The organism is Prevotella phocaeensis, assembly GCF_900065875.1.
GTDB lineage: Bacteria > Bacteroidota > Bacteroidia > Bacteroidales > Bacteroidaceae > Prevotella > Prevotella phocaeensis.
The window spans coordinates 226,132-236,166 of the sequence record NZ_LT160622.1; the positions used below are offsets into that span (position 1 = coordinate 226,132).

General features: G+C 40.1%; 8 protein-coding genes and 2 pseudogenes. 4 read left to right on the forward strand and 6 right to left on the reverse strand.

Annotation, left to right across the window (positions count from 1 at the left end):
- Positions 1–12: 12 nt before the first annotated feature.
- Positions 13–1,761 (reverse strand): ELWxxDGT repeat protein, encoded by a 1,749-nt coding sequence (locus BN3912_RS04225; RefSeq protein WP_023984245.1) that lies wholly within the window; start codon positions 1,759–1,761, stop codon positions 13–15.
- 68 nt (positions 1,762–1,829) lie between these two features.
- Positions 1,830–3,656, reverse strand: coding sequence for a glycoside hydrolase family 2 protein (locus BN3912_RS04230; protein ID WP_051403446.1), 1,827 nt, complete (start codon positions 3,654–3,656; stop codon positions 1,830–1,832).
- Positions 3,657–3,917: 261 nt separating this feature from the next.
- Here BN3912_RS04230 and BN3912_RS12655 point away from each other — a divergent pair.
- Positions 3,918–4,021 (forward strand): annotated as a pseudogene (locus tag BN3912_RS12655) (IS982 family transposase); the annotation flags it as partial.
- A 508-nt stretch (positions 4,022–4,529) separates the two neighbouring features.
- Here the strand turns inward: BN3912_RS12655 and BN3912_RS04240 are convergent.
- Positions 4,530–6,170 (reverse strand): hypothetical protein, encoded by a 1,641-nt coding sequence (locus BN3912_RS04240; RefSeq protein ID WP_023984247.1) that lies wholly within the window; start codon positions 6,168–6,170, stop codon positions 4,530–4,532.
- A 47-nt stretch (positions 6,171–6,217) separates the two neighbouring features.
- Positions 6,218–6,427: a hypothetical protein gene (locus tag BN3912_RS04245; RefSeq protein ID WP_036859398.1), complete on the reverse strand. Its 210-nt coding sequence runs from the start codon at positions 6,425–6,427 to the stop codon at positions 6,218–6,220.
- A 656-nt stretch (positions 6,428–7,083) separates the two neighbouring features.
- On the opposite strand from BN3912_RS04245, the gene BN3912_RS12160 reads away from it, so the two are divergent.
- From BN3912_RS12160 to BN3912_RS04255, 3 genes are all read left to right on the forward strand, one after another.
- On the forward strand, positions 7,084–7,290 hold the full coding sequence (locus BN3912_RS12160; protein ID WP_023984250.1) for a hypothetical protein: 207 nt from the start codon (positions 7,084–7,086) through the stop codon (positions 7,288–7,290).
- 314 nt (positions 7,291–7,604) lie between these two features.
- Entirely contained in the window at positions 7,605–7,829 is a 225-nt protein-coding gene (locus BN3912_RS04250) for an IS30 family transposase (RefSeq protein WP_023984251.1), read from the forward strand.
- A gap of 210 nt (positions 7,830–8,039) precedes the next feature.
- Positions 8,040–8,945 carry a helix-turn-helix domain-containing protein gene (locus BN3912_RS04255; RefSeq protein ID WP_023984253.1) on the forward strand — a complete coding sequence of 302 codons (906 nt, stop codon included), beginning with the start codon at positions 8,040–8,042 and terminating at the stop codon, positions 8,943–8,945.
- A 484-nt stretch (positions 8,946–9,429) separates the two neighbouring features.
- On the opposite strand, the pseudogene BN3912_RS12405 reads toward BN3912_RS04255, so the two are convergent.
- Both BN3912_RS12405 and BN3912_RS12410 read right to left on the reverse strand, forming a co-directional pair.
- Positions 9,430–9,725, reverse strand: a pseudogene (locus BN3912_RS12405) (cysteine peptidase family C39 domain-containing protein); the annotation flags it as partial.
- 31 nt (positions 9,726–9,756) lie between these two features.
- The coding region (locus tag BN3912_RS12410) for a hypothetical protein (protein WP_230204638.1) at positions 9,757–10,035 on the reverse strand (279 nt) is incomplete at its 5' end.

A 10,035-nucleotide genomic window follows, 5' to 3' on the forward strand; every position in this document is an offset into this window, starting at 1 on the left:
ATATTGAAACAGTTAACGTATAACCACTTTCTTGCTACCAATGATATAAATACCTTTTTGTAATCTTTCTGTAGCATGTTTCCTATCTATATTTTGCCGAATCTTCATTCCACTTATCGTATAAACATTTACTATATCTGTATCTGGAGTACGCATCTCATTAATACCGGCAGCAATCTCGGCAGGTGTACGGTATTCAGGTTCAAGATAGCCTGCATCTGTTTTCCCGTCCCATCCGGCTTTAGTATACTTAAATGCATATACACCGTTAGTTGTCGTAGAAGCATAAATAATGGTTCCTGCAAGATTACGAAGCGAGTGTACAAAGTCGCCGGTAGCAGTGATCGTAGGGCATACCACGGGTACGGCATCTTTACTGTCGAGACGGTAAAGACCGGAGCCGAATCCATTCGCTATGTCGTTAGCTTCATTATACCAATAGAGTGAACCGCCGGCTACAGTCTGCTCTTTTACCCAATCACATGCGGTTCCTGGACAAAAATCGTTCTGTAGCCAAACCTTTTCACCATCGAAGCACCAGAGCTCTCCGCCATAATTATCCGGTACCGCAGCATCAAATCCATGTGCCGCACAGAACATATACACACCATCGAATACACATCCCGGATCAGGGAATGAGTTGTGATCTGCCGATGGATTTACATTCCAAATGTCATAATACTGATAATCACCCTTTTGACAATTCGTACCCCCTAATTCATATCCTCCTTCTGGAGAATATCCACGGAACCATATACGCCCCTTGTAAACCTCGCTACTTGGACCGAATACGCCACCACCATTTCCTATACCATTATCCGGATTTACAGAAGGATTAGTATCATAAATTTGATATGTACCTTCTTTCGTGCCATCTGAAGTCCATGGCTCTTGTCCGGAGGCCATCGTCCATGCATTGAAAAACACACGCTCATTTTGATAATTCTCTAAATTGTCGATAGCCGAATCACGGGTATAACCCTCATGATTTGTATTCGGTTCATCATTAATATCCATTACAAGATAAGTTCCGGTTTCGGTACCATCTGTTACCCAAAGTTCCGTACCGGTAGTACCATCTATATCGTCGGCTTTGAAGAATACTTTTCTCCCCACACGTACATAAGGATAATGCAAATTTGTATTTTCTTTTCCCGGATTATCTATCTTTACTTTCTTTACAAACTTTGTGCCTTCTACAGTTCCATCGGTTATCCAAAGCCATTGCTGTGCACCATTATCAGGATCGTACTCGGCACTCTCATCGCTCGTGGCACCGAATATTGCCTGTTTTTCGTTGATCTGATAGAAACCTTTCGGATTACCGTCACCAACCATATAGGTATCTGCAAGCATAAAAGTTCCTTCCGGGGTACCATCAGACACCCATGTTTCGTATCCTGCCTCATCTGTATAAGCAGAGAATAGCACCTTGTCATTAAGACGTCCGAGATAAGAAGGATCAGAGCTTGCCGTACCCGGAATAATATCTTTCACCATATGAGTGCCCTCTTTCGTGCCATCTGTCACCCATAGTTCTTCTCCATGTTCGTCGTCTTTGGCAGCAAAGAAAGCTTTATAGCCTTTTTCTGGTGAGCCTGCAACTACAAGATTTTTTGCTTTTCCCATCTTTCGTTCGGAATTGATATTAGCTGTCACGCCGTCTGGCAATAAAGGAATAACCTGACCGTCGCCCTGTGCCATAGCATTACCCGTAAGAAGCATCATGGCTGTAATGAGTAAAAATTTTCCACGTTTCATAATAACACAATTTAAGTTAGTAATATGTATGGTATCTACGCATTATAGATATCAGACTGATATATATATTATTGATTATTTCTTTGGCCAATTATGTGCCGTACTTCTGCCTTTGCTTTGCTACGCGACTTACTGAATATTTCTCGAATTCGGCCCATATCGAACTTCGGTTTACGATCGTAAGTATAGATACCATTCTTTTCAAGCTCTACATCTACAAGTTGAGTGTAACAGAAACCGGTAATATAATCCATGCTTAATATTACATTTACTTGTTCTTTTAAGCGCTTATAATATTCGTCCAACGATTGGGGATCTTTTCCATATCCCCAAAACAACTTTTCAGGGGCAACTTCCTGTGCCTGCATTTTTGTCACCCATCTAATACCTCCGAATTCATCTATCATATATGCTTCCCCTTGATAAGGCTTGCTGAACTCCTTGTGTTTCATATAAGGCATGCTGTCTTGATCTAAAGACAGTTGTTTGTAAAGTTTCATAGGGTTCTGTTCATAGGTGTGTTCGGTATAGATGTCGGTAAAACCGGTATGAAATCCGCCGCTTGCCGTTACAACAGGACGTGTACGATCAATGCGCTTAGTTATGAAATATAAGTCGTTTGTAAATCGTTCACGTTGTCCATCGTTGTCGCACATCCATGTCTCGTTTAACGGAGACCATGCAACAAGGCACGGCTCATTATAATCGCGTGCCATACATTCTTCCCATTCTGTAAGCATATTGCGTGCTGCTATAGGATTTGTCCAGTCCATTTCCCAACTCGGGAATTCCCCCCAAGTAAGATATCCCAGTTTATCTGCCCAATAAAAATAGCGTTGCTCGAACACTTTCTGATGTAGTCTGGCGCCATTGAAACCGGCATTCTTGGCTAATATAATATCGCGTTTGAGTGCTTCATCCGTGGGAGCAGTCCACTGACCATCGGGATAATACCCTTGATCAAGCACCAATCGCTGGTAATAAGGTGTATTGTTTAAATAGAAAGTTTTACCGCGTAACTCTATTTTCCTCATTCCTGCGTACGATTCTACGTGGTCTATCACCTTGCCATGTACATCTTTTACAGAGTATAATACCTTATATAAATGAGGCAATTCGGGGGACCAAGTTTTTACATTCTTTATAGGCGCTACCAAAAAAGTACTGTTATCAGCAACACTTTCACACGAATAAACAGTCTTGTTACCATCTTTTATCGTAACGGAAAACGATGTGGAAGCATGATTATCATAGAATATGGGCTCGAAGATAAAGCGGGATTGGTCTAAATCAGGGGTAACCTTACAACTTTTCAAACCACCTTTAGCTGCAGGTTCAAGCCATACTGTTTGCCATATGCCTGTAATGCGAGTGTAGAAACATTCGTATGAATGGAGCTTTCTCGACTGCTTTCCTCCGGGTTGCAGACCACTCCTAACGTCATCCTGAACATAAACAACAAGGTCATGTTGCCTTCCTTTGCTCACATATCGGGTAATATCTATTGAAAAAGAAGCAGCTCCACCATAGTGTACAAAAACTTCTATACCATCTATATATATTGTAGATTTATAATCCACTCCCCCAAAGTGTAAAATGATGTGCCTGCCCATCCAAGATTGTGGTATGGAAATAGAACGATGATACCACATAGCATTGATGAAATCCTTATGGTTTACACCCGATAAAGAGCTTTCCGGACAAAACGGAACCGTAATCTGTCTTTCGAACCCTTTCGATTTAAACAGCTCGTTTTCTATACCACTCTTTCCAAAATCGAACTGATAAGTCCATGTTCCATTCAAATTAATCCACTCAGACCTTTCAAATTGTGGCCTTGGATATTCTGGACGTGGTATTGTTTTACCCACACAATAACCTCCTATAGTTATCATCAATATTACAAGATATACTTTCACGTTAGTCGTTAATTAGATTTTTATTTGATACAAAAATAATACGCATACCTTAATGATGAAGGGTAATATTGTTTTAGATATCTGTACTATTGTTTAAAGTAATATTGAAAACGTTTCTTTTCTTCGTTATTTGTACTTGTATGACTTATTTCTATCAATATTGTAACTATGCTGAAAGGTTTATAGGTAACACTTCTATTTTTATTATTATGATACTATAAACGAAATTATCGCTGTTCGTTGCATAAATTCTTAACGAACCTTTGCTCGGTTCTTACCGCCTATTGCGATTGTTTCTTCGAGAACGGGCCGGAGGTTTGCCCATATATATGGAAAAAACAGATAACAGGAGATGTTTTAAGCCCCAACTTTATGAGTACGGATTGACGTATTTCATAGCAAAAAGAGAGGTGGTGCGCTATTGCATGGTATGCCTTTTCTGCATATCGAATCAGATATACCGCACTTTTCTTACCACGGCAGAACGATTTTTCAAAAGTGCAAATACAAGGCATAAAGCGCGACCTCTACATGCTCGGCACGGGTTTCCCTATGCCGGACAAAGGGAAAGTAAAGACAGGAGGTTTTATTTACTTACATAGACTTTCTGCTCCACGAATTATTGACTGAGTCTATGTTTTTTATGCCGAATGACAATAATACTGGTAGAAGATAATAATGGCTGATGAAAAAATGAAAGCGCCTCGGCGAGAGAGACCTCGCTGAAGCGCTTTTGTCGTTATTTATAGAATGCCAAGACTATATATGGGGACATTCTATAGAGATTTTCCATTTGTGAAATGGCCGTCTCATTGTCTAATATAAAAATCTATTTTTATCGGCAAGAAGTTATTCAAACTTTACACACCGCATACCGCCTGCACGATCGCTTCTGTATATACCTACACGTGTTTGTATGAAACTGAAATTAAATGCGCCATAATTCTTGTTAGGTGGTGTATCTTGTAAGCTATAACCGGTAGAGCTCCAATATTGGCCTTCCAACCCCATTCCATATTTATGGTTTTCATCTCTAATAGTACCGTCTTTCGTACAGTTCTCAAAAGCAGGCAGGTAGAAATACATTGAGGCATCTTTACCGTGTGAGGAAGGAGTTCCCTGATATACAGAATTATTCTTTGACCATGGGCTTTGGAACTGAACTTGATGAGGTCCATCCGGATTACGATAGTCATAAGTCTCCTGCTCCGTCTCCTGTGAGTACTTTTTCCATGTAAAGGACTCTGATTTGAAACCTTCAATGTGTTGTTTTTTCAGAAACCACATACCGCCCTTATATAAGTGCTTGAGTGTGGTCCACATCTTGTCACTATCCCAATGAGGATCTCCCTTTAAGCAGTACCATAGCATTTCATTCACGTTGGGACAGTCTTTTGTTGGCAAATTTACTGCCTGTGCTCCGCCGGTACCTGTAGTTATAATTTGATCATTATACCAGCGTTTGTCAGTATTGGATTTTGGATAGTTTGTTCCCGGATCGTCACGAAGCGCAGGCTGGCTACTCTCATATTCATACCAAGCGTGGTATTTGGCATCCCACATATATACGTAGGAATCGTAGGATTGTACATCTAGTTTAGACTTGATGTCATAATATTCGCCCATCTTATAGTCGAACGACTTCAGCTTTTTGGTGATCACACCTTCCACTTCAGTCTGAATATCTTTCACATGATATTTCACGGTGAGCTTATGTGTGCCCGGATATATTACCATGAAAGCACCATTGGTGGTTAACGACGGATCATTATTGTTGAGGGGGAAACCGTCCTTATAGCTGTCACTGTTACCCAGATTGAGCGTGATGGTCTTGTAGCTGCCCGTTCCCACAAGTGTTTCGCTATTTAAATCAAGGGTGTATGATCCCGCAATTTCATTATCGGAAGTCACTTCTATCTTCGTAATATAAGTACTTACGAGATCGTGACTTGTGGAAGGCAGGAAACAAAGATAGGCGGCTTTGTGGTCGAGTTTGAAGTTAAACTGGCCGTTGCTTTTCTCACCATAGCCCATACCACAATCGCCCGATGTTCCGAAGTGTGTATTATCGTTAGGTATGTCTTGTTGCTGATTGTCTTTGATGGTCACATTGTTGTTGGTACCATTCTCACCAGGATAGTAAACCATGTATTTGTTGCTGGCTTCATAGGTGCCGGGCATCATAAATTTGAAAGCAGTCTGCTTGCTGTCTGCCACGGAGTTGCTACTCGTTTTAAATGTCTCTGTGTCGTCTTTCACATAGATGCGGTCGCTCTTTTCCCAAAAGAAATTTCCGCTACTGTAATCCATAGATGTCCGTGTACCGATACCATCGCTCATAAAGTTGGTCGCAAAAACTGTCGTACCTACATCTTCTTTCTCTTTACTGCCTTTATCGTTGTTGCTTTGTGTATTATCTTCGCCGGCGCAACTTACCATCAACGCCAGCATAGCCGAAGCGGCGATGATCGATAACTTGTTTGTTTTCATACGTAATTATTATTGTCTGTGCATTTTACTTTTATATTCTAATCTTTTTAGAAAGAGTCGTTATTAGTCGTGTCAAAAAGAGACATTCTCTTTGCCCCGCCACTCTCATCTTCTTCAGGTACTGTGCCGCCGTGGATGGCGCCATTATGCTGCCCGGGATAGGATGTATCCAACATGGGACAAGCTACAGCTATACATACTGTTTCTGTCTCGGGCGTAAGGTAAGCCCGCTTCTTACTTTGATTACTTTTCATCATTTAATTTAAGTGAATATTTATAATTGTCCTTTATCTCTTTTGCTTATTGTCTCATGAAATTGGAAACAAATATGCATAACAGAGTCATTCATTTTTGGGTTTTGAGGAACTTTCGAGTTATTCAATAGAGTTAACTTACTCTCTTTAGTTTAGAAAGTTCTCATCAATATTTGCGGCAAGTCTCAAAAAATGTCCGTGTTGTACTATGTGAATCTTGATAATTAAGACGAATTGCCCATAATTCATACGTACGGGACTATCTATCATAAATTTTTGCAAAGGTATGTTGATATTTCCGAATACCTATCACTAAAATATTTAAAAAGTTTCTATTTCGGTTTGAAAAGTTTCCATAAAATGTTGAATCCGATAAAGTCATCTAATATTTTACACCCGAAAGGTTTATCTTTATACACTTTTGAATTAGAAGTGCAAAAGCTCTTGATGATATAATCCTATGAAAAAAACACTGCGAAGGTTTGCCTTGCGGCTAGGGAGTGAAGTCCCCAAAGAGCGTATAGGATTTCAGCAGCAATACAATAAAAAAGGAGAATAGTTTTCGTCTCTCCCTAAGATTAATTAATTTTGTATTACTTATATAGAGACGATCAACCTCGGCACAAAGGTACACAATTAGTGTATTACTGTAAAAGAAGATGATACTTACCTTTATTGCACAGATGATTACGGTGAGTGTGAATACTGTTTCTCATGAGATTAAGCGTAACAGAAACTCTCATGGTATGTACAATTCAAGGGTGGCAACCTTAAGAAGTCATCGTTGCAGGTTCAGTGTTTCCGGCAATCGCATTGTTGATTCTCAGTTTTGCTGTGAGGTATTCAGTCTTACGCGTGAGCATTAATGGTTAGCGGAACAAGTTTCTGGTAAACTGAGGGAAAAAGGAAAGAAAGTTTCTAAATGCACTATATGCGACTGGATTAACCAGTACTCGCCGCATTGTAGGAAAAATATCTGTAAGTGCTTGAGATACAAAGGGAAGATATACCGTAAAATGAACGCTCCTATGAATAACATATACACTTTGGAAATTGGGAAATGGACACTATAGTAGGAAAGAATGGAAAGGTAATCATAGTAAGACTTGTTGGGAAGAATAGTAGTCTGTTATTCATGAGAAAGCTTGACAAGAAAAAGTAAGCCAAACCATTAGCCAAGATGGTTGCAGCCATGATGAGACCGGCAAATATGCCTATTAAGACTATCACCATGGACAATGGGGCAGAGCTCGTAGAATATCAGTTCATCACAAAGGGGGTGGGGATAGATATTTATTTTGTACATCCTTATTGTTCATGGGAGAGAATGGCAATAGAAAATATGAACGAGCTCATCAGACAATACATATCAAAGAATGAAAATATAAGAATTATTTCACATTAAAGAGGGGGGAAGGATGCAGAAGAAATTAAACAACGGACTAAGAAAGAAAATTAATTTTAATATACCCATAGAAGTAATTAAGAAGATTTTCGCTAACTTTGCACTTGTTTCTGAAATCCGCCTTAGTTCGCAAAACAGTTAAAATCAACTAATCGGAGGTTGAAAAGATAAGAAAAACATAATTTAGCAGTTGTTAATATTCAAATAAGTATGAATCAAACACAGAGTAAAAGCGGTGGGGGATTTACACCGGAAGAAGAAAGCAATAGCTTCGAGAATGTTTATTGTCCCTCTGGCGACAACGCGATTATAACTTCAAACTATGTGCTGAGTGGCGGACGAGCCGCTTTCGGGCGGGCTCCGGCCAATGAGCCCTACTGTGTGCGGTTGTGTCTCGTTACGTATGGATGGTGCGAATATGTAATCAATGGGCATTGTCATCGTTTTGAAGCTGATGATTTTATCTTAATAAATGGGGGTGGGGTAAAATTAATCTGTCAAAAAGGAGAGGCGCATTTCAGTGAGATTGCCCTCTCCGAAACCTACATGAAAAATGTCTTTGACAACAGAATACCGCCGCTTTTTAAACAGTCGGGGCAATGCTTCACAATACACCTATCCGAGGAAGAGCGTAACACTTTCAACCAATACAAGAATACGCTCATCTGCTTAGAAAATCTCGCATCAGACGATCACGGGTCGGCCATGCAGGCACTCTTTCTCTCATTATTTAAATTCACCGAGATGCTCTATGAAAGTAAAGTGGAGGTTCTCCTCGAATACCGTCCACGCAACAAACGGATAGCCGAATCTTTTACACGGTTAGTGGCCGAGAAAGCACAAATCGAACACGAACTTGCATTCTATGCCGATAAACTCTGCATAACGGCGCATCACTTGAGTATCATTGTGAAGCAAGAAACCGGACGCACGGTCAAGAATTGGATAGACCGGACATTGCTCTCCGACATACAAAGAGAGTTGAAAAACAGTGACAAGTCGCTAAAGGAAATAGCCGATGAATTCAACTTCCCGGCGATAAGCTCGCTTTGTAAATTCTTCAGGCGCATGACAGGTACCACGGCTAATACTTATCGCAATCCGAAAAACAGATGAAATCTTTCTTATTTAGGCAGGGACTAAAAATTACCTTTGTTGTATTTTTTACTTTTTAGTCGAGTTAGTCTTTCTTTCTTCTTGAATAAGCATAACGGACTATACGATTGAAAGAGGAAGGAAAAGGTGCCGAATAAAAATATAAAGGCTCAAATAATACTTCTGTTTTTTATAGTTTGTTTTCCTGAACTCACCCGATAAACTATTGGGAGATTAAATGTTCTTTGAAGTAAGTTGATTACTCATTATACGATAAGGTTCTTTTGAGTAAATGCTTAGTCATTGATATCACTAACGAGGACTTGCTGTAAAGGTACGCCTTTTTCCAGAATTTGGTATACCACTTCCTCCTTAAATGCCCCCGAAACCTTAATGTTGGGATACTTGCACAAGCCTTCCTCACCATACATGTCGTATTTGCGAACCCATTCGAGTATCTTATCGACATGGAAACCATACTCTCTTGAAAGTTGACATATAGGCTTGCCACATAGATGGTATATTTTTCTTTCTTATGATTTTTTATTTTATAGACAACGACAAAGTGACTCTGATTCCAATGAACAATGCCGGGCAGTGGAGCCTCTTGGGATAGTATTTCAAAACTTAAACGTCCTCCAATCGTCTTGAAACCGATAGTTTCTGCTGCTTTACTGATATTAAATTAAGTAATGAAACACCATTCTTTCCCAGAAAACAAGCCTGACGTATGTGCTCTTGATTTAGTTGCTTTCCATGGAATAGGGAAACTATTACTAAACAAGAAAGACCGCAATCCATAGAATCACGTTGTCTTATATTAAAAAAGGTTTCATTCTACACCTGTATTTTGATCATCACTCTTTAGCGTCCTATCTCGTTTAATCTCTTTATGCGTTCCTTTTTGTAAAGTGTAGGTAATATCTATACCAATGGCTCTTGCTTGTATAAAATAACACGGTTCGCAAGTATGTCCGCCTGTTCCTTTCAAGCGGCAAGAGTATTGACCGGCTTCTGTCCCTCTCCGAGGAGCAGTTGCACGGGCTGTTTGGCTGTGGGGATTCCCGTCGTCGGGAGCCGTCCCCAAGAAGGGCTGAGCTGGAGGCCCTGC